This window comes from Blautia sp. Marseille-P3087 (assembly GCF_900120195.1).
In the GTDB taxonomy this organism is placed as follows: Bacteria; Bacillota; Clostridia; order Lachnospirales; family Lachnospiraceae; genus Blautia_A.
Window position 1 is genome coordinate 3,243,845 of sequence record NZ_LT635539.1, and the last position, 19,857, is coordinate 3,263,701.

General features: G+C 43.5%; 19 protein-coding genes. 18 read left to right on the plus strand and 1 reads right to left on the minus strand.

The window, feature by feature from the left end; genetic code table 11:
- Positions 1 to 117 precede the first annotated feature (117 nt).
- The 5 genes from BQ7344_RS15510 to BQ7344_RS15525 all read left to right on the plus strand — a co-directional run bounded on the left by BQ7344_RS15510 (position 118) and on the right by BQ7344_RS15525 (position 4,765).
- Positions 118 to 1,533 (plus strand): alanine/glycine:cation symporter family protein, encoded by a 1,416-nt coding sequence (locus tag BQ7344_RS15510; RefSeq protein ID WP_072523252.1) that lies wholly within the window; start codon positions 118 to 120, stop codon positions 1,531 to 1,533.
- A 77-nt stretch (positions 1,534 to 1,610) separates the two neighbouring features.
- A complete protein-coding gene (locus BQ7344_RS15515) occupies positions 1,611 to 2,078 on the plus strand; it encodes a TspO/MBR family protein (protein ID WP_208893080.1) in 468 nt (155 codons plus the stop codon).
- Positions 2,079 to 2,370: 292 nt separating this feature from the next.
- Positions 2,371 to 3,741 carry an NAD(P)/FAD-dependent oxidoreductase gene (locus tag BQ7344_RS15520; RefSeq protein WP_072523253.1) on the plus strand — a complete coding sequence of 457 codons (1,371 nt, stop codon included), beginning with the start codon at positions 2,371 to 2,373 and terminating at the stop codon, positions 3,739 to 3,741.
- Between the two features lie 149 nt (positions 3,742 to 3,890).
- The gene (locus tag BQ7344_RS16750) at positions 3,891 to 4,046 is read left to right on the plus strand and encodes a hypothetical protein (RefSeq protein ID WP_330392894.1); all 156 of its coding nucleotides are present in this window, start codon (positions 3,891 to 3,893) and stop codon (positions 4,044 to 4,046) included.
- Positions 3,983 to 4,765 carry an aldose 1-epimerase family protein gene (locus BQ7344_RS15525; RefSeq protein ID WP_330392909.1) on the plus strand — a complete coding sequence of 261 codons (783 nt, stop codon included), beginning with the start codon at positions 3,983 to 3,985 and terminating at the stop codon, positions 4,763 to 4,765. The genes BQ7344_RS16750 and BQ7344_RS15525 overlap by 64 nt, the downstream gene beginning before the upstream one ends.
- A gap of 96 nt (positions 4,766 to 4,861) precedes the next feature.
- On the opposite strand, the gene BQ7344_RS15530 is transcribed toward BQ7344_RS15525, so the two are convergent.
- Positions 4,862 to 6,091: a dicarboxylate/amino acid:cation symporter gene (locus BQ7344_RS15530; RefSeq protein ID WP_072523254.1), complete on the minus strand. Its 1,230-nt coding sequence runs from the start codon at positions 6,089 to 6,091 to the stop codon at positions 4,862 to 4,864.
- Between the two features lie 279 nt (positions 6,092 to 6,370).
- Here BQ7344_RS15530 and BQ7344_RS15535 point away from each other — a divergent pair, with 279 nt between their 5' ends.
- The 13 genes from BQ7344_RS15535 to ispF all read left to right on the plus strand — a co-directional run bounded on the left by BQ7344_RS15535 (position 6,371) and on the right by ispF (position 19,847).
- On the plus strand, positions 6,371 to 6,994 hold the full coding sequence (locus BQ7344_RS15535; RefSeq protein ID WP_072523255.1) for a hypothetical protein: 624 nt from the start codon (positions 6,371 to 6,373) through the stop codon (positions 6,992 to 6,994).
- Between the two features lie 53 nt (positions 6,995 to 7,047).
- Entirely contained in the window at positions 7,048 to 7,809 is a 762-nt protein-coding gene (larB, locus tag BQ7344_RS15540) for a nickel pincer cofactor biosynthesis protein LarB (protein ID WP_072523256.1), read from the plus strand.
- 17 nt (positions 7,810 to 7,826) lie between these two features.
- Positions 7,827 to 9,218 (plus strand): nickel pincer cofactor biosynthesis protein LarC, encoded by a 1,392-nt coding sequence (larC, locus tag BQ7344_RS15545; protein ID WP_072523257.1) that lies wholly within the window; start codon positions 7,827 to 7,829, stop codon positions 9,216 to 9,218.
- A 9-nt stretch (positions 9,219 to 9,227) separates the two neighbouring features.
- Entirely contained in the window at positions 9,228 to 10,070 is an 843-nt protein-coding gene (locus BQ7344_RS15550; RefSeq protein ID WP_072523258.1) for a patatin-like phospholipase family protein, read from the plus strand.
- 224 nt (positions 10,071 to 10,294) lie between these two features.
- A complete protein-coding gene (locus BQ7344_RS15555) occupies positions 10,295 to 11,674 on the plus strand; it encodes an alanine/glycine:cation symporter family protein (protein WP_072523259.1) in 1,380 nt (459 codons plus the stop codon).
- 97 nt (positions 11,675 to 11,771) lie between these two features.
- The gene (gene tsaA / locus BQ7344_RS15560; RefSeq protein ID WP_072523260.1) at positions 11,772 to 12,491 is read left to right on the plus strand and encodes a tRNA (N6-threonylcarbamoyladenosine(37)-N6)-methyltransferase TrmO; all 720 of its coding nucleotides are present in this window, start codon (positions 11,772 to 11,774) and stop codon (positions 12,489 to 12,491) included.
- A 116-nt stretch (positions 12,492 to 12,607) separates the two neighbouring features.
- Positions 12,608 to 12,889 (plus strand): DUF2325 domain-containing protein, encoded by a 282-nt coding sequence (locus BQ7344_RS15565; RefSeq protein WP_015541344.1) that lies wholly within the window; start codon positions 12,608 to 12,610, stop codon positions 12,887 to 12,889.
- A 118-nt stretch (positions 12,890 to 13,007) separates the two neighbouring features.
- A complete protein-coding gene (locus tag BQ7344_RS15570; RefSeq protein WP_072523261.1) occupies positions 13,008 to 14,327 on the plus strand; it encodes an aspartate kinase in 1,320 nt (439 codons plus the stop codon).
- Between the two features lie 42 nt (positions 14,328 to 14,369).
- Positions 14,370 to 14,597, plus strand: a complete 228-nt coding sequence (locus BQ7344_RS15575; RefSeq protein WP_072523262.1) for an HPr family phosphocarrier protein — start codon at positions 14,370 to 14,372, stop codon at positions 14,595 to 14,597.
- Positions 14,598 to 14,672: 75 nt separating this feature from the next.
- Positions 14,673 to 17,042, plus strand: a complete 2,370-nt coding sequence (locus BQ7344_RS15580) for an ATP-dependent DNA helicase (protein ID WP_072523263.1) — start codon at positions 14,673 to 14,675, stop codon at positions 17,040 to 17,042.
- Positions 17,043 to 17,111: 69 nt separating this feature from the next.
- Positions 17,112 to 18,560: a serine hydrolase gene (locus tag BQ7344_RS15585; protein ID WP_072523264.1), complete on the plus strand. Its 1,449-nt coding sequence runs from the start codon at positions 17,112 to 17,114 to the stop codon at positions 18,558 to 18,560.
- Between the two features lie 137 nt (positions 18,561 to 18,697).
- Entirely contained in the window at positions 18,698 to 19,366 is a 669-nt protein-coding gene (locus tag BQ7344_RS15590) for an iron-containing alcohol dehydrogenase (protein WP_072523265.1), read from the plus strand.
- A gap of 1 nt (position 19,367) precedes the next feature.
- Positions 19,368 to 19,847 (plus strand): 2-C-methyl-D-erythritol 2,4-cyclodiphosphate synthase, encoded by a 480-nt coding sequence (ispF, locus tag BQ7344_RS15595; RefSeq protein ID WP_072523266.1) that lies wholly within the window; start codon positions 19,368 to 19,370, stop codon positions 19,845 to 19,847.
- Positions 19,848 to 19,857: the final 10 nt, after the last annotated feature.

The window sequence follows — 19,857 nt, forward strand, 5'->3', positions numbered from 1 at the left end:
TATAGTCTGAGTTTCACAGATTCGTGTTTTTATCCTTTTCTTATCAGAGATTGATTCTTTTATTATTTCCCTTGTTTATGATGCTGAAAAATACATACGTAAGGAGAACTTTTTGAGATGTGGGAAGCAATCAATAATTTCTTAGTTGCAGTGGATGACAAAGTCTGGGGAGTGCCGCTTATGGTATTGATCATAGCCGGTGGTGTCCTTCTTACCAGCAGACTTGGGTTCCTTCAGGTGCGTCGTCTTCCGTTGGCTCTGAAATGGATGTTTAAGAATGAAGAAGAGGGAGACGGAGAAATCTCCAGTTTTGCAGCTTTATGTACAGCACTGAGTGCAACGATCGGTACCGGTAATATCGTCGGCGTGGCAACAGCAGTCTGTGCCGGAGGTCCGGGAGCATTGTTCTGGATGATCGTGGCAGCCTTCTTCGGAATGGCAACCAAATATTCAGAAGGTCTTTTGGCAGTCAAATATCGTGTGGTTGCCGAGGACGGACACAGCCTTGGCGGACCATTCTACTATATCGAAAAAGGTATGGGAAGCAAATGGAAATGGCTTGCAAAGATCTTTGCATTCTTTGGAGTATGTGTTGGTCTCTTTGGTATCGGTACTTTCAGCCAGGTAAATGGTATTTCCAGTGCGGTACAGAACTTCTTTGATCCAAATAAAACAAACTGCATCAATATCCCGTTTTTGGGACAGTATTCTGTGGCTGTTGTTGTTTCTTCTCTGATTCTTGCATTCTGTGTGGCAGCAATCCTGATCGGAGGTCTGAAGCGAATTGCAACAGTCAGCCAGATCATTGTACCATTTATGGCAGTAATCTATATTGTGCTCAGTGTTGCTCTGATCATCTGCAACATTACGGAGATCCCGGCAGCAATCGTAACTGTTGTAAAAGCAGCGTTTAACCCGAGGGCAGTGACAGGTGGTGTGGTTGGATCCATGATCGTGGCAATGCAGAAAGGTGTCGCACGAGGAATTTTCTCCAATGAGGCAGGTCTTGGTAGTGCACCGATCGCAGCAGCAGCAGCTCAGACAAAAGAGCCGGTACGTCAGGGTCTGGTAAGTATGACAGGTACTTTTATTGATACGATCATTATCTGTACAATGACAGGTCTGTCTATTGTCCTGACAGGCGCATGGCAGGTAGAAGGTATTGAAGGCGTACAGGTTACTACATATGCATTCCAGCACGGACTTCCGCTTCCGGCGAAATTCACAGCATTTATATTGATGCTCTGTCTTGTATTCTTTGCATTTACTACCATCCTTGGATGGGATTACTACAGTGAACGTTGTCTGGAATATCTGACAAACGGACACCAGAAAAAAATCATTGTATACCGTTGGTTATATATTCTCGCAGTATTTAGCGGACCTTACATGACAGTAAGTGCTGTATGGACCATTGCAGATATCTTCAATGGTCTGATGGCAATTCCGAATATGATCGCACTGTTTGCATTGAGTGGAGTCGTAGTAAAAGAAACAAAAGCGTTCTTTGACGCAAAGAAACATAAAATGTAAAGGTGTAAAATGAATAATTCCTTCTGTTTTTCATAAAATAGACATTAGAAATGTCGAGAAAAACAGGAGGGATTTTTTTGAAGAAAAGAACAAAAACACTGCTCACCTGTCTGGCAGTGCCGCTTGGAGTTGGGGCTGTTTCCGGATTTCTGACACAGGGAAGCATGGATACATTTGAAAAATTAAATCAGCCTCCGCTTGCTCCGCCGGGATGGGTATTTCCGGTAGTGTGGACCGGACTGTTTGCAATGATGGGAACAGCATCTTATCTGATCGCGCGTCTGCCGGAATCGGAAGAGAAGAAAAAAGCATTGACGCTGTATGGAATACAGCTTGCAGTGAACTTTCTGTGGCCGGTATTTTTCTTTAATGCGGGATGGTATCTGTTTTCGTTTGCATGGCTGTTGCTGTTGTGGTACCTGGTATATCTCTGTACAAAAGCCTTTTATCATCTTTCGGAGAAGGCAGGATACCTGATGATCCCATATCTGGTGTGGCTGACCTTTGCAGGATATTTGAATTTTGCTATTTTTCTTTTGAACTGATACAAAACACTGTCTGAAAATGGCAGTGCTTTTGTATTTTACAGAAAAACATCTGATTTTCACACAAAAACAGTGCTTGACAAAGAATGAGGAATCCTGTAATATAGATAAGGATTATGGTTAACAATACATATGTTGAACATTTTTCCAACTGCCGTAATGAATGGAAGTGACAGGAATTGTCATGATACCTTCTGCGACAGCTTTTTTTATGCAACAGGGATGTCCTGCTGCAAATGGATGAGGGATATAAACAGATGGGAAGAAGCAATACTCACAAGGAGGAAGATGCATGAACTATGATGTAATCATTATTGGTGCCGGCCCGGGAGGGATTTTTGCAGCATATGAGCTGATGAAGGAAAAACCGGATTACAAAGTGGCTGTTTTTGAAGAGGGATATTCTCTTGAAAAAAGAAAATGTCCGATCGACGGCAAAAAGATTAAAAACTGTATCAACTGTAAGAGATGCTCGATCATGTGCGGTTTCGGCGGCGCAGGTGCATTCTCTGATGGAAAATATAATATCACCAATGACTTTGGCGGAACACTGTATGAACATATCGGCAAGAGCGAAGCTATTGAGCTGATGAAATATGTAGACGATATCAATATGGAATACGGCGGACAGGGAACAAAGCTTTATTCTACAGCTGGGACCAAATTCAAAAAACTCTGCCTGCAGAACAAACTGAATCTTCTGGATGCGTCCGTACGTCATCTCGGAACAGATATCAACTATATCGTTCTGGAGAATCTGTATAATGCAATGAAAGATCATGTGGATTTCTATTTTGATACACCGGTTGAAAAACTGGAGGTTTTCGAAGATGGATACCGTGTGATCTGCGCAAAAGGCTCTTACGAGTGTAAGAAATGTATTGTTTCTGTTGGAAGAAGCGGAAGTAAATGGATGGAAAACGTCTGTAAGGACCTTAAGATTCCTACCAAATCCAACCGTGTGGACCTCGGTGTCCGCGTAGAGCTTCCGGCAGTTATTTTCTCACATCTGACAGATGAGCTTTACGAGAGTAAGATCGTTTACCGCACAGAGAAATTCGAAGATAATGTCCGTACATTCTGTATGAACCCGAACGGAATCGTTGTAAATGAAAACACCAACGGAATCATCACCGTAAACGGTCACAGCTATGAGGGAGATGAGAAGAAGACCGAGAATACCAACTTTGCCCTTCTTGTTTCCAAACATTTCTCTGAGCCGTTCAAAGACAGTAACGGATACGGTGAAAGTATTGCAAGGCTTTCGAACATGCTTGGCGGTGGTGTCATTGTACAGCGTTTCGGTGACCTTGTACGTGGACGTAGAAGTACCGTGAAACGTGTGGAAGAGGGACTTGTCACACCAACGCTTACTGCAACACCTGGAGACTTGAGTCTTGTACTTCCGAAGCGTATTCTGGATGGTATCATTGAAATGATTTATGCACTGGACAAAGTAGCTCCGGGAACTGCCAACGACGATACACTGCTGTATGGTGTCGAAGTCAAATTCTACAATATGGAAGTTGAGATTGACGATAATCTTGAGAGCTGCTACAAAGGACTGTATGTGATCGGTGACGGAAGTGGTGTTACCCATTCCCTGTCCCACGCATCTGCAAGTGGTATCTACGTAGCAAGACATATCGCAGAACAGAACTAAATATAATTTAAGACTAAAGAAAAGCCCATGAACTGTAAGGTGACAGTTTGTGGGTTTTTTGCATTGTACATCGAGGAGGTGCAGGTGGCTTTCTCAGAAAAAAGCTGTTATAATAAATGCAGAATAATCATAGGGAGGCTTTTTGTACTTTGCATACAATTGAAAACGAAGAACTCCGTGTAATGATCAGTGACCACGGGGCAGAACTGTTAGGAATCTTTGATAAAAAAACAATCGTGAGATTCTCTGGAATGCAGATCCGAAATACTGGAAACGCCACGCGCCGGTACTTTTTCCGAATGTAGGACGTTTTTATAAGGACACCTGCCTGATCGGAGGAGAGACTTATACATCCGGACAGCACGGATTTGCCCGTGATATGGAATTTGTCTGTGTTGAAGAAACAGAAACATCTGTGACACACTTACTGGAAGCAACAGATGCAACGAAGAAAGCATGGCCGTATGAATTTCAGCTTTACATTACCCATACGTTAAACGGACGCGATCTGACGGTGGCATGGAAAGTTGTAAATAAAGATCAGGAGATCATGTATTTTACAATCGGTGCACATCCGGCATTTAATGTTCCGGTTCTTCCGGACACGGTGCAGAGCCAGTACCATCTGACATTCAGTGGACAGAAAGAACTTACCTATTGCCTGCTGCACCCGGAATATGCGACGGCAATGCCGGATCAGCCGCATACACTTTCTTTGGAAAACGGCACCTGTCTGATCGATGAGCATATGTTTGATGAAGGTGCACTGATCTTTGATGACGGACAGATTACAAAAGCCGGAATCGTTTTACCGGACGGTACTCCTTACGTGGAAATTTCATGTGAAGGTTTTCCGAACTTTGGTATCTGGTCTGCAATCGGAGCACCATTTGTATGCCTTGAACCATGGATGGGACGCTGTGACAATACCGGCTATAATGAAGAATTGTCAAAGAAACCGAATATTAATACGCTGAAACCGACAGAAATATTTGACAAATCTTATGTGATTTCCGTGAAATAGACGAAAGATATTTTAAGCATAAAAGAAAAGCTGGAGTGCTATCAAAATCAGAGTTGATAGCATCCAGCTTTTTTGTACTGCAAAGCAGATATGTAATTATTTTTTCTCGTCGATTTTCAGACGACCTTTTAATGCGACACAGCATGCAAGGTCTCCGATAACGTTGACACAGGTTGCACCCATATCACAGAGCGTATTGATACTGATGTAAACGCCCATAACACCGGCAGGAAGTCCAGCCATAGTTGCGAGTGCTGCGAAAGATGCGATTGCACCTCCAGGTACACCTGGCGTTCCGACAGAGAGGAGTACGTTTGCAAGAAGTACGATTACCATCATGGAGACGCTGACGTTGATTCCGCATGCGTTGGCAAAGAACATGATCATAAAGGACATCAGGATGGATACGGCATCCATGTTTACGGTAGCACCAAGTGGAATAGCGATACTGGTGATTTTGTTGGAAACGCCCATACCTTCTTCCATACACTGTTTACTGATCGGAATCGTAGCAGAACTGGAACATGTTCCGAAAGCATTCAGGGCAGCCGGCATAATGGTTTTGAAAAACTTGACAGGGCTTTCTTTACCGATTATTTTTACAGCAAGTCCGTACACTACAAATGCAAAGATGAAGAATGCAAGATAGAGGATGATCAGCTGAGTTGCCAGTGAGATGATCGTCTCGGTACCGTTTGCTTCGACAACAGGAACGATCGTACAGAAAACACCGATTGGTGTAAAGTACATGATTGTGCTGATGATTTTTAAGCATACTTCGTTGAGTGAATCAATTACATTCAGAAGTGCTTTTCCCTTGTCACCGACAGAGATCAGGGTGAATCCGATGATTACTGCAAAAACAAGAACCTGAAGCATATTTCCCTGTGCAAAAGCACTTACTGGATTGGATGGGATCAGATTTTTGACTGTTTCCAGAATATTGCTCATATCAGTAGCGGCAATATCGGAAGTAGCCATCTCGAAGGAAACACCCTCACCGAGATGAATCAGTCGCGGAATGATCAGTCCGGCAAGACTTGCAAGTGCTGTTGTGCAAAGGAAAAATACCATAGCGGCACCGGTGATCTTTCCGGTTGTGCGGATATTTCCGATGCTGCAGATTCCCATAACAACGGAACAAAATACAAGTGGAAAAATCATCATGTTCAGGGCATTCATGTAAATGCCACCAAGAAGACTGGTTACGGTCAGAACCGGGGTAAAGCGGTCTGCCAGAAATAGTCCGGTCAGGATACCAAGAAGCAGGCCGATGAAAATCGCACCGGTGATGTGCTTCTGATACCATGCATAGAATTTCTTCATTTTATCTCCTCCTCAAAAAGTGGTATGCTTCGGCAATAATCCCCGAATACATACAAACATAACAAAAATTATAGCATGCGTGTATATTTAGTGTCAAGAAAACCAACAGTATTCTATTATAGAAGAAATACCTGTCAACATAAAATATCTGGGGGAGTTTTATGCTATCGTTTGAGTAGATTTTGTTTTATTTTCTGATAAAATATGGTATAGTAACAAAGATGAATTGCATCAGAAAGATGCAGAATACTTGAGAGAAGAATATTGGGGGAATAGACGGTGGAACAGACCGTATTACATAAAAAAGAACTGGAATATTTTTTTGTAGAGGAATCCTATGGAGGTAATCAGGATCTTTTTACGGATGTGACTATGCGTGATGGAGGATGCGGTGCGATTGCAGCTTGTGAGAGCTGTATTTATTTTGCAAGAACAAATGATATGAGAAATCTTTATCCACATCCGCTTCAGGAGATAAGCTGGAATGAGTATCATGATTTTGCTTACATTATGAAACATTATCTCTGTCCGAGACCAAATGGAATTGATACGCTGGAACTCTTTATGGAAGGCTTTGGGGAATACCTGAAAGATGTGAAGGACACACGGCTTCAGATGGAAGGATTTCACGGGACACATACATATGAGGAAGCTGTGCAGGCAGTAAAAACACAGATTGATGCAGCCTGTCCGATCCCATATCTGATGTTGAAGCATAAGAATGAAAAAGGAGCACTGGAGGATTATATCTGGCACTGGTTTATTCTGGCAGGATATGAGATAACAGAGGATGACCTTCTGGTAAAGGCAGTTTCCTATGGAGAGTACAAATGGTTCTCTTTAAGTGAGATGTGGGATACCGGATATGACAAAAAAGGCGGAATGATCTTGTATCATATATAGAACAGTCGGGAGGATGTGTGTAGCATGCTCCCTTGCTTTTAGGAGGTACAGAGTTGGAAACCAGAGAAATACTGACAAGATTTAAGAATGGGGAGCTTTCTATCGAGGAAGCAGAACATTATTTTCGTAAAGAACCGTTTGAAGTGATGGATGATTATGCAAAGCTGGATTCACACAGAGAAATCAGAAATGGATTTCCGGAAGTGATCTTCTGCAGTGGAAAAGCTGATCAGCATTTTGTCCATATCTTTAAGAAGTTGTATGAGGATAATGGTGAAGTGTTTGGAACGAGAGCATCGAGACATCAGTATGAACTTGTGAAAGACCTTTTGCCGGATGTGGAATATGATGAACTGTCTCACATTATCAAGATAGAGAAGAAAGAAAAGGAGCATATCGGTAAGATTGCGGTATGTACGGCAGGAACTGCCGATATTGCAGTGGCAGAGGAAGCGGCTCAGACGGCAGAATATTTCGGCTCACATGTAGACAGAGTCTTTGATGTCGGAGTCAGTGGCATACACAGACTGTTTTCCAGACTGGAAGTGATTCAGGATGCCAACTGTGTGATCGCAGTTGCAGGTATGGAAGGTGCGCTTGCGAGTGTGCTTGGCGGACTTGTAGATAAACCGGTGATCGCGGTGCCGACTTCAGTGGGATATGGTGCAAGTATGAACGGACTGTCTGCACTTCTGACGATGATCAATTCCTGCGCAAACGGAATTGCAGTAGTAAATATTGATAACGGATATGGTGCCGGATATATTGCGACGCAGATTAACCGTCTGGCAGCAAGAGAATATAACATAAAATAAAACGGAATGGGAAGTAAATGGGAAAAACATTATATTTAGAATGCTATTCAGGAATCAGTGGAGATATGACAGTGGCAGCGCTCCTTGATCTGGGAGCAGACAGAAAAGTACTGGAAGAAACTCTTCAAAGTCTTCCGGTTAATGGATTTCGGACAGAAATTTCAAGAGTAAAAAAATCAGGGCTGGATGCATGTGATTTTAATGTGATTCTGGAACATGATAATCATGACCATGATATGGAATATCTGCATGGACATGACCATGATATGGAACATGACCATGATCACGAACATGCGCATGACACAGAACATCACCATGATCACGAACACACACATGCAGCAGAACATCACCATCATGATCATGAACATGTACATGAGATGGGACATCATCACGATCATGAGCATACACATGAAAAAGAACATCACCATCTGCATGAGCATCGTGGAATGCAGGAGATCACAGAAATTATTCAGGGATCAGAAATGACAGACAGAGCTAAAAAGATGGCGCTGCATGTGTTTGATATTCTTGCACATGCGGAATCAAAGGCTCATGGTGTAAATATAGAGGAAGTTCATTTTCATGAAGTAGGTGCCATTGATTCTATCGTGGATATCGCTGCGATTGCAGTCTGTATGGACAATCTGGATATTACTGATGTGATCGTACCGGTTTTATATGAGGGAACCGGATTTATCCGCTGTCAGCATGGACAGATTCCGGTGCCTGTACCGGCAGTTGCACACATTGCAGAGGATCATCACCTGAAACTGAAAATCACTGATATACAGGGCGAGCTGGTGACACCGACAGGTGCAGCTGTAGTGGCAGCTTTCTGCACATCTGAAAAACTGCCGGAAGATTTTTCGATATTAAAGAGTGGACTTGGTGCGGGAAAAAGAGAATATCGCTGTCCTGGAATTCTCCGTGCAATGCTGATTCAGACAGAACCGGCAGATGCAAAACTGACAGATACTGTCTGGAAATTGGAGACGGACATTGATGACTGCAGTGGTGAAGTTATGGGACATGTACTAAAACTTCTCATGGCAAACGGGGCAAGAGAAGCACACTATATGCCGATCTATACAAAGAAAAACAGACCTGCATATACTCTGACAGTGATCTGTAAAGAGAAGGACAGAGAAAATCTGGAAAACCTGATTTTTGCAGAGACGACAACAATTGGTATCCGCAGAGGAAAAATGCAGCGTACAATCCTGAAAAGAGAGCTTTGTACATTTGAAACATTACTTGGCAGGGCAACGGTCAAGATTTGTACCCTGCCGGACGGACAGATAAGATGTTATCCTGAATACGACAGCGTGGCAGAACTGGCAGAGCGAAACCAGATCAGTTTCCACGAAGCATATGACAAGATCAGGGGCTATTGGACAACAGAGAGGTGAGACAGAACGATGAAAACAGGACTTGTTTTGGAAGGCGGCGCAATGCGCGGAATTTACACAGCCGGTGTACTGGATGTGTTTTGGGAACAGGGAATACATTTCGATGGAGTGATCGGTGTTTCTGCAGGAGCACTCCATGGTTGCTCCTTTGTATCCGGGCAAAAAGGAAGAAGCCTTCGTTATTTCCAAAAATATCGGAATGATAAACATTTTATGAGCTGGTGGAGCTTTTTGCATACGGGTGAAGTAGTAGGAAAGCAGTTTTGTTACCATGATATTCCGGAACGGCTGGATCCGTTTGATTATGAGGCTTTTGCAAAATCTGATACAGCTTTTTATGTGACCTGTACGAATGTTGAGACGGGCAGGGCAGAATATATAAAAATTACTGACATGCTGAGCCAGATCGATGCCATGCGTGCGTCGGCTTCAATGCCATATGTTTCAAGAATTGTTGATTATAAGGGAATGAAGCTCCTTGACGGCGGCTGCGCAGACAGTATTCCGGTCGAGGCATTCAAAAAGATGGGATATGACCGGCTTGTGGTCGTTCTTACAAGAGAGGCAGGATTTGTCAAAAAGCCTGAGAATGTAAAAATGGCAGAGCTCCGTTATCATAAATATCCGGAGTTTGTGCATACACTGCAGAACAGGCATGTGGTATACAATCACAGTCTGGAAGTGCTGAAAAAAATGGAAAAAGCAGGCGAAACATTTGTGATTCAGCCGGATAAGAAGCTGGACATCAGCCGTATGGAAAGTAATGTGGAAGTGATCCGACAGACATACGATCTTGGCGGCAAAGATGCACGTATCCGCATGAAAGCACTGAAAGCCTGGATGGAACAGTAACTGGAACAGAATAAAGGTTGAGTTGAGATATAAATTTCAGTTGCATGCTGTAGTATTCTTCTGGTATAATCAGTTACATAAATAAAAACGGCGTAAAAAGTACAAGGGTGTACAGCGCGCAGATTGCGTGAAGTACGTCCTTGTGCTTTTTTCGTTGCCATGCATCCGAAGGAAGCTGCCAGTGGCAGGTTCTGTTGGTTGAAAAAAGCGAGGGAGGAAATAATATGGATGTAATAACAAACCTGATCAATCAGATTGATGCCTGGGTATGGGGCTGGTGGATGATTCTTCTGCTTCTGGGTACACACATTTTTATGACGATCCGAACCGGAGTGATCCAGCGAAAAATTGGTACGGCAATTAAGCTGTCAGTTACGAAAGATCCTGATGGAGAGGGGGAAGTCAGTCAGTTTGGTGCTCTGACGACAGCACTTGCTTCCACAATCGGTACAGGAAACATTATCGGTGTGGGAACGGCAATTGCCCTCGGTGGTCCCGGAGCAGTGCTGTGGTGCTGGCTTACCGGTGTGTTCGGTATTGCGACAAAATACAGTGAATCACTGATCGCAGTTAAATATCGTGTCAAAACAAAAGACGGTCGTATGCAGGGCGGTGCAATGTATGCACTCGAGCGTGGACTTCATATGAAATGGCTCGGATTGATCTTTGCCATTTTTGGCGGTTTTGCATCTTTTGGAATCGGATGTGCGACGCAGGTAAATGCAATTGCAACGGTCTGTCAGGAAAATCTTCACATTCCTCCGGCAGCGGTAGGAATTGCAGTAGCTGTACTGACTGCGCTGGTTATTTTCGGAGGAATCAAAGCAATCGCAAATGTCTGTGAAAAACTGGTTCCGTTTATGGCTGCATTTTATGTGATTGGCTGTTTTATCATTCTGTGCATCAACTATGATTTTATCATACCGGCAGTAGTGACGATCTGTAAGATGGCTTTTACACCCGGCGCAGCAGCAGGTGGTCTGGTAGGACGCGGAATTATGATGGCAATGCAGTATGGAATTGCAAGAGGTCTTTTTTCAAACGAGTCCGGTATGGGCTCGGCACCGATCGCAGCGGCAGCAGCACAGACGAGAAATCCGGTCCGTCAGGCTCTGGTTTCCAGTACAGGTACATTCTGGGATACCGTTGTTGTATGTCTGATGACAGGACTGGTACTCGTTACCAGCATTATGAAAAATCCGGCGATCGATATGGGAGAAATCACGAATGGAGGTGTCCTGACGACGCTGGCATTTCAGCAGATTCCGGTTCTGGGTCCGGTCATTCTTGTGGTGGGAATTATTTCTTTTGCATACTCTACCGTGCTTGGATGGGCATATTACGGGGAACGTTGTGTGGAATATTTTGCCGGAAGAAAAGGCCTTGTGCCATATCGTGTCCTTTACATAGCGGTAGCTGTGATCGCACCGGTCATTTCACTGAATCTTGTCTGGACGATCGCGGATATTCTGAATGCGTTGATGGCACTTCCGAACCTTGTGGCGGTATTGCTTTTGTCGAATGTGATCGTGGCGGAGACAAAAAAATATATCCATAATCTGGATGCCAGAGATGATACGGAGATTGAAATCATTGACCGCTGAAAGATTAAGCGCTAATATAATAGTGAAATAGCAAAACAGTCTGTGTGAAGCAGGCTGTTTTTGCTGAAAAAATAACGCTAAGAAACAGGAGGAAAGAATGGAAGAAGAGCACGGAATGAAAGTGATTGCAAGAATCCATAATGATTTTCCGACAAAATTCGGGATTCCGCATCAGAGCAACCGGCTGGATGCATTAAAGGCAAAGATTGTGTTTGAACCAGAATACCGGGTGCCGGAGGCATTTCGCGGACTGGAAGAATATGATTATATCTGGCTGATCTGGCAGTTCTCTGAGACAGTCAGGGAGAACTGGTCCCCGACTGTCCGGCCGCCGAGGCTTGGTGGAAATACACGTATGGGTGTATTTGCCACGAGATCTCCATTTCGTCCAAACAGCATCGGGCTTTCTTCAGTGCGTCTCGAAAAAATAGAGCTGCATCCGGAATTGGGACCGGTTCTTCATATTTCAGGTGCGGATCTTATGAACGGTACGCCGATCTATGATATCAAACCATATCTTCCTTACGTAGACAGCCACCCGGAAGTGAGAGGCGGTTTTACGGATAAAATAGAAGATTACCGTCTGGAGGTGGAATTTCCGGAAACACTGATAGAGAAAGTACCGGCAGAGCAGAGAGAAGCTTTGGTGGAAGTGCTTTCCAACGATCCGCGTCCCCGTTATCAGAACAAACCGGATAAGATTTACGGGCTGGCATACGGCAGCAATGACATTCACTTTACAGTCAGAGAAAAGAAGCTTACAGTTTGTGATGTGACAGAATTAAAAGAATTCTTTGACAAACAAAACAATATATGATAATATTTTATATACAGTTAGCGCAAGCTAACAGATGAAGACATTAAGCGGAACTATGCGTCCGCTTTACTTTTAAAATACGAGTTAGTCAAAGATAACAAAAGGAGAGTGAATCTATGAGTATCGTAATCGTAGGCGGAAATGAACGTATGGTATGTCAGTATGAGGATATCTGCAAAGGATATGGATGTAAGGCAAAAGTATTTGCAAAAGAAAAAGGAGCCATGAAGAAAAAAATCGGTGCACCGGATCTTCTGATTTTGTTTACAAGTACGGTTTCTCATAAAATGGTGAACTGTGCAGTGGAGGAAGCAAAGAAAAAATCCATACCGGTATGCAGATGTCACACTAGCAGCGCATCGGCTCTTGAGAACATTCTCCGCGAATATTGTGCATAAAAAGCGAATTTTTATGTAATATTATAAAGAAACACTTGCAAAACCCCGAGGTTTTCAATAAAATAAGAAACAGATTTTCTGACTGAAAAGAGAAAACAGAAGGGTGATAAGTATTATTATGAAAAAAGTGGTAAAATTCGGAGGAAGCTCTCTGGCCAATGCAGAACAGTTTCAGAAGGTCGGAGATATCATCAGAAGCGATGAGAGCAGACGTTATGTGGTACCGTCCGCACCGGGAAAGAGATTTTCCGCAGACACAAAAGTAACTGATCTTCTGTATACATGCTATGGCAAAGCAGAAGCAGGAGAGGATTTCACAGATGTCCTTACGGAAATTAAGGGACGTTTTTATGAGATCATCAAAGGCTTGAATCTTGACCTGTCTCTTGAGGAGGAGTTCAGACAGATTGAAGCAGATTTTAAGGCACATGCAGGCAATGAATATGCAGCATCCCGTGGGGAATTCCTGAACGGTAAAGTAATGGCTGCATATCTCGGATATGAATTTATTGATTCTGCAACCGTGATCCGTTTTGATAAAAATGGTAATTTCGATGCAGACAAAACAGATAAACTTTTAAGCAAGCGTTTCCAGAAATGCGAGAGAGCAGTTATTCCGGGATTCTATGGTGGTATGGAAGACGGAACTGTAAAGACATTCTCCCGTGGCGGATCGGATGTTACCGGTTCTCTGGTAGCAAAAGCTATCCATGCAGACATTTATGAGAACTGGACTGATGTTTCCGGATTCCTTGTCACAGATCCGAGAATCGTCGATAATCCGGCAGTGATCGAAACAATTACATACAGAGAACTTCGTGAGCTTTCTTATATGGGTGCGACCGTTCTTCATGAAGATGCGATCTTCCCGGTTCGTAAAGAAGGCATTCCGATCAATATCCGTAATACAAACCGTCCGGAAGATAAGGGAACCTTTATCGTAGAAAGCACCTGCCGCAAACCGAAATATGTGATCACCGGTATTGCAGGTAAGAAGGGCTTCTGTTCCATTAATATTGAGAAATCCATGATGAACAGTGAAATTGGTTTCGGAAGAAAGATTCTTCAGGTATTTGAAGATCAGGGAATAAGTTTTGAACATGTTCCTTCTGGAATCGACACAATGACTGTTTACGTTCATCAGGATGAATTCGAAGAAAAAGAGCAGCAGGTAATTGCAGGCATTCACAGAGCCGTTCAGCCGGATTTTGTAGAGATGGAATCTGATCTGGCGCTGATCGCAGTTGTGGGCCGTGGTATGAAGTCCCAGAGAGGAACTGCAGGCCGTGTATTCTCCGCACTGGCACATGCGCATGTCAATGTAAAAATGATCGATCAGGGATCCAGTGAGCTGAATATTATCATTGGTGTGGAAAACAGAGATTTCGAAACTGCTGTAAAAGCAATTTACGATATTTTTGTCCTGACACAGATGTAAGCAGGTAATATTTTTCAGATCTGATTCAGGAGGATAAAGCACATGGTTGAAAGACATATCAGATTAAATGAAACAGAAGACGTAAAAGAATTTGTGAATGAGGCTGCCAAATGTGATTTTGATATTGACATATCTTATAACAGAATTATCATTGATGCAAAATCCATTTTAGGTATTCTGAGCATGGATCTTACACGGGAACTGACAGTAAGATGCTACGGAGAGAGCAAGAGATTCAATGAAGTAATTGCAAAATTTGCCGTAGCATAGGTAAAAATGCGTGGGCGCATATTCCGGGAACGGGTATGCGCCTTTTGCATTGCAGAGTAAGGAGGCAGAAACAGCATGGAAAAACCGATCGTCCGTATTTCGGTTCGAAATCTTGTAGAATTTATATTACGAAATGGTGATCTGGTGAGCGGAAGTGGCACTTCGGATAAAGAAGCCATGCTGAAAGGAAGCAGGCTTCACCGTAAGATACAGAAGCAGATGGGAAGCCACTACCAGCCTGAAGTTTCTCTGAAAAAAGATACAGAGTATGATGATCTGATCCTTCGCGTAGAAGGCAGGGCAGACGGTATTTTTTCGCAGGATGACAGATTCTGTATTGATGAGATCAAGGGTGTTTATAAGAAACTTGAACTTATGGAAGAACCGGTACTGGTGCATCGTGCGCAGGCACTTTGTTATGCATGGATCTACCTGGATGAGCATGAACTGGAGAAAATAGACATACAGATGACTTATGCACATCTTGACACCGAAGTGATTAAACGTTTTCGGGAGACACTTACCAGAGCAGAACTGAAACAATGGTATGAAGAACTTACTGACAGTTATCATAAATGGCTGGCATATCAGATCGAATGGCGCGAAAAACGAAATGAATCGATGAAAAAACTGGAATTTCCCTTTGAATACCGCAAGGGGCAGCGGAAGATGGTATCTGGCATTTATCATGCCATTTCAAAAAAAGAACAGATTTTTATCCAGGCTCCGACCGGTGTCGGAAAGACCATGTCGGCTGTTTTTCCGGCAGTACGCGCAATCGGGCAGGGAATGGCTGAGACGGTCTTTTATCTGACGGCAAGGACGATTACAAGGACAGTAGCACAGGATGCTTTTGAAATATTACGGGACAGAGGTCTTCTGTTTAAAGTTGTTACGATCACGGCAAAAGAAAAACTCTGCTTCTGCGACAAGCCGGAATGTGATCCGGAAAAATGTCCTTATGCGAAAGGACATTATGACCGGATCAACGATGCAGTCTATGAACTCTGGACAACGGAACAGTCATTTGACAGGGAAACACTTCTTCGTCATGCGCAGAAGTGGCAGGTCTGTCCTTTTGAGTTGAGCCTTGATCTGGCTGTCTGGATGGATGGTGTGATTTGCGACTATAATTATGTGTTTGATCCGAATGTCTATCTGAAACGTTTCTTCGGGGAAAATGTATCTGGAAATTATCTTTTCTTGATTGATGAGGCACATAATCTGGTGGATCGGGGAAGAGAGATGTACAGTGCGTCTATCTCTCTGGATGATGTGATCGAGACCAGAAAATTTGTGAAGCCCTACAGTCAGAAATTATGGAAAAAACTCGGCAAAGTCAAAAAACAGCTGGAGAAGTTACGAGAAAACTGTGGTGAATGGAAAGTAGAAGAAAATGCCGGAGTACTGCCGATCAGTCTCCTAAGTGTGCAGGGAGAACTGGATCAGCTTCTTGAAGAACCACCAGCGCAGGAAGTGGTGGACGGAATCCTTGATTTCTATTTTGCGGTAAGAAACTTTTTAAATATTTCGGAGCTGGTGGATGACAATTATGTGGTCTATACGGCATTTGATGAAAACGGAAGATTTTATATGAAACTGTTTTGCGTCAATCCGGCGGAAAATCTGCAGAAATGTCTGGATAAAGGTAATAGTACGGTGTTTTTTTCGGCAACACTGCTTCCGTTACAGTATTATCGGAAGATGCTGAGTACAAGAAGTGAAAACTTCGGTATGTATGTGGAATCACCGTTTGAACAGAAAAAGAGGTGCCTTATGATTTGCCGGGATGTCAGCAGTAAGTATACCCGAAGAGGCTATGAGGAATACAGAAAGATTGCAGAATATATTGCGAGGATGAGTTGGCAGAAGAAGGGAAATTACATGGTATTTTTCCCGTCTTACCGTCTGATGGAAGATGTTTATCAGGTTTATCAGGATGAATTTTCTGTTTCCTGGGTGCGATGCATCAGCCAGCATGCTTCAATGACGGAGCTGGAGCGTGAGGAGTTCCTGGAGGAGTTTACAGAGGAAACTGAAGAAACATTGGTAGGATTCTGTGTTATGGGCGGTATTTTTTCGGAAGGAATTGATCTGATCGGTGATCGGCTGATTGGAGCCGCGGTTGTGGGAACCGGACTTCCACAGGTAAATTGTGAACGGGAGATTTTGAAAGGGTATTACGACGAAAAAGGCGAGCAGGGATTTGATTATGCCTATCGCTATCCCGGGATGAATAAAGTCCTGCAGGCGGCAGGACGTGTGATACGTACAAAAGAGGATACGGGAGCAATTCTTCTTATGGATGAACGATTCCTGAACCGGGATTATCGGAATCTTTTCCCCCGTGAATGGAATGATGCCTGCACATGTACACTTGGGAATGTGGAAAAACATCTGCAGGCGTTCTGGGATGTTTCAGAAGAAAATGACATAATAGGTTAGCTTGACATAAAGAAAATATCAGGTATACTATGGACAATTACTATTTAAACGATAGACAAGGAGAACCAGATGAAAACCGGAAACCGTTTGAAAAACTGGAAAATTTTGGCGGCAGGGCTTGTGTTTATGACCACAGCATCTGCAGTGACTGCACCGGTGGCGGCAAGCAGTCTTCTGTCTGTAACAGGGGAATCCCAGATACGTCCGATTGAAGACGGGGCAGGGAAATATATTTTAAAAAGTGATGGATTTTACTGCCTGAAAGAAGATGGGAGTAAGGATATCTCTCCGGCTGTTCATTATTTTGATCATGTGAATATTGATGGAACGATGCTGGACGGATTTTATTACCATGATGAGACTGGATGTTTTCAGGCAGGAAGTTCCCACATGGTAAAAATCACGAAGCTTTCCTGTGCAAAAAGTACCGATGAAGATGCAGAGACGGTGGATTTTGACGGCTATTATATGGTCAATAACCTTGGAAAACTGACAGCAGCTCCACAGGTTCGGTATATCAGCAATTACGTGATCGATAATACAACATATGACGGATATTATTATTTTGATGAGAATGGAAAGATGGTGACGGAAACAGGGACACATGATCTGGAAATGACAGCGAACGGCCAGATGTTTTCCGGAACGTATTATTTCGGAGGACCGAATGGGGCACTGCTTCAGGAAGCCGGAGTGACTGAGGATGGTTTTCCGGTGGATGCGACGGGAAAAGTAACCGGACTTGATGAGCTTGGGATGGATACACTGGAGCCACAGCTTACATCTATGCTGAGTGGATATGATGGTATATGGAGCGTTTATGTCAAAGATCTCAATACGGATGAAGAAATAGTACTGAATGATACACAGATTTATTCGGCAAGTCTTATCAAAGCTTTTGTGATGGCGAAAACATATGAGGATATGGATACCGTTCTGGAACACGAAGCAGCTCTGATGAAAACGGACAAAGACAACGCAAAGGTGAAGGATAAGGTAGATACTCTTCTGTGGAATATGATCACAGTCAGTGACAATGAATCCTGTAATGAACTTGGAAGACTCCAGTCTGAAAAACATGATTTTCTGGATGGAGCAGAACTGGTAAACAAATATCTGGAAAAAGAAGGCTATACAGAAACTACATATCAAAATACGCTGCATCCTTCTTCGTCCCAGAAACTGAGTCTTGGCGGACATAATATGACGACTGTGAAGGACTGTGGCAAACTGCTCGAACGGATATACAAAGGGGAATGTGTCAGCAAAGAAGCTTCAGAAGAAATGCTGAATCTGCTTCTGAACCAGGAAAATACAACGAAGATCCCGGAGGGTGTTCCGGAAGATGTAAAGACTGCCAACAAAACCGGAGAAACGGATGAAGAGCAGCATGATATTGCAATTGTCTATGGACCGAAGACTACCTATATTTTGTGTGTGATGTCCGAGAGCAGTGCAAATGCAATTGCAAATATCCGGTCAATCTCAAAAGTTGTTTATAATTATTTGAATCTGTAGGCAGTTATCGGAGCTGTCCGCGTTGATTTTTTATACAGAATCATGTATAATAACGGATTGTATAAAATAGGTTTTTTGTATGCTGCTCTGAGAAAATATGACAGCATCACACATTAAATGCAGGAGGAGAAAAATAAATGCGAGTCGATACGGATGACTTTGCCCGACCTCGTGGGTGCGGGAAGAATCACCTTGTAGAAGTAGAGGAAATTTTAATTGAACCGGGAGCGGTAAATGCGCTTGAGGAAGCTATGTCAGAGGGATTCCTGAAGGAATACATATCTCCGCTTCTGATCTGTGACACAAATACCTGTAAGGCAACAGAAGAAATCATGGAAGATATTTATGACCGATGTCAGGTTCTGGTGTTGGATGCAGATGATCTGAAAGCTGACCAGCATGCAGTAGAGATCGTTGAGAACTATATGGATGAGGATATTGATCTGATCCTTGCGGTAGGTTCTGGTACGATCCATGACATCAGCCGTTATGTGGCTTCTCAGTACAAAATTCCTTTTGTTTCTGTGCCTACAGCAGCAAGTGGTGACGGATTCGTATCTACGACGGCAGTTATGATTTTTAATGGAATAGAGGAAGAAGTGCCGGCAGCAGTGCCTGTAGCGTTGTATGCGGACACGGACATATTTGCAAACGCACCGGCAGGGCTTAATGCCGCCGGAGCAGCAGAACTTTCGGATGACAAAATATCCCTGTCCCTCATCGAAGAGGGTGATCCGGAAACCTGTGAAAAACTGATGTATGCACTGATTAAATCCGGGTTTTCCGGTCAGGCAGAAGGAGAATAATATGAGAGTTGGAATGGGATATGATGTACACAAACTGACAGAAGGAAGGAAACTGATCCTTGGCGGAGTGGATATTCCGTGGGAGAAGGGACTTCTGGGACATTCGGATGCGGATGTACTGATTCATGCAGTGATGGATGCCCTGCTTGGTGCTGCGGCACTTGGCGATATCGGGAAACATTTTCCGGACACAGATCAGGCATACAAGGGAATCTCAAGTGTGAAGCTTTTGGTGCATGTGGCAGGTCTTTTGCGCGAACATGGCTATGAAGTCGGAAATATCGATGCAACGATCATTGCACAGAAACCAAAGATGGCACCACATATCCTGCAGATGCGTAAAAACATGGCGGAAGCGCTTGGCATTCCGGAATCAAAGATCAACGTAAAGGCAACGACAGAAGAAGGACTTGGTTTTACGGGAAGCGGAGAGGGGATTTCTTCTCAGGCAATCTGCCTGCTTACAGAAATACAGAACTGATTCAGCTTAA

Excerpts from the sequence above, each read along its gene's own strand:
- BQ7344_RS15590 (WP_072523265.1), top strand. The coding sequence starts at position 18,698 with ATGCGAGTCGATACGGATGACTTTGCCCGACCTCGTGGGTGCGGGAAG.
- ispF (WP_072523266.1), top strand. The coding sequence starts at position 19,368 with ATGAGAGTTGGAATGGGATATGATGTACACAAACTGACAGAAGGAAGG.
- BQ7344_RS15555 (WP_072523259.1), top strand. The coding sequence starts at position 10,295 with ATGGATGTAATAACAAACCTGATCAATCAGATTGATGCCTGGGTATGG.
- BQ7344_RS15520 (WP_072523253.1), top strand. The coding sequence starts at position 2,371 with ATGAACTATGATGTAATCATTATTGGTGCCGGCCCGGGAGGGATTTTT.
- BQ7344_RS15565 (WP_015541344.1), top strand. The coding sequence starts at position 12,608 with ATGAGTATCGTAATCGTAGGCGGAAATGAACGTATGGTATGTCAGTAT.
- BQ7344_RS15585 (WP_072523264.1), top strand. The coding sequence starts at position 17,112 with ATGAAAACCGGAAACCGTTTGAAAAACTGGAAAATTTTGGCGGCAGGG.
- BQ7344_RS15575 (WP_072523262.1), top strand. The coding sequence starts at position 14,370 with ATGGTTGAAAGACATATCAGATTAAATGAAACAGAAGACGTAAAAGAA.
- BQ7344_RS15580 (WP_072523263.1), top strand. The coding sequence starts at position 14,673 with ATGGAAAAACCGATCGTCCGTATTTCGGTTCGAAATCTTGTAGAATTT.
- BQ7344_RS15550 (WP_072523258.1), top strand. The coding sequence starts at position 9,228 with ATGAAAACAGGACTTGTTTTGGAAGGCGGCGCAATGCGCGGAATTTAC.
- BQ7344_RS15570 (WP_072523261.1), top strand. The coding sequence starts at position 13,008 with ATGAAAAAAGTGGTAAAATTCGGAGGAAGCTCTCTGGCCAATGCAGAA.
- larC (WP_072523257.1), top strand. The coding sequence starts at position 7,827 with ATGGGAAAAACATTATATTTAGAATGCTATTCAGGAATCAGTGGAGAT.
- BQ7344_RS15530 (WP_072523254.1), bottom strand. The coding sequence starts at position 6,091 with ATGAAGAAATTCTATGCATGGTATCAGAAGCACATCACCGGTGCGATT.
- tsaA (WP_072523260.1), top strand. The coding sequence starts at position 11,772 with ATGGAAGAAGAGCACGGAATGAAAGTGATTGCAAGAATCCATAATGAT.
- BQ7344_RS15510 (WP_072523252.1), top strand. The coding sequence starts at position 118 with ATGTGGGAAGCAATCAATAATTTCTTAGTTGCAGTGGATGACAAAGTC.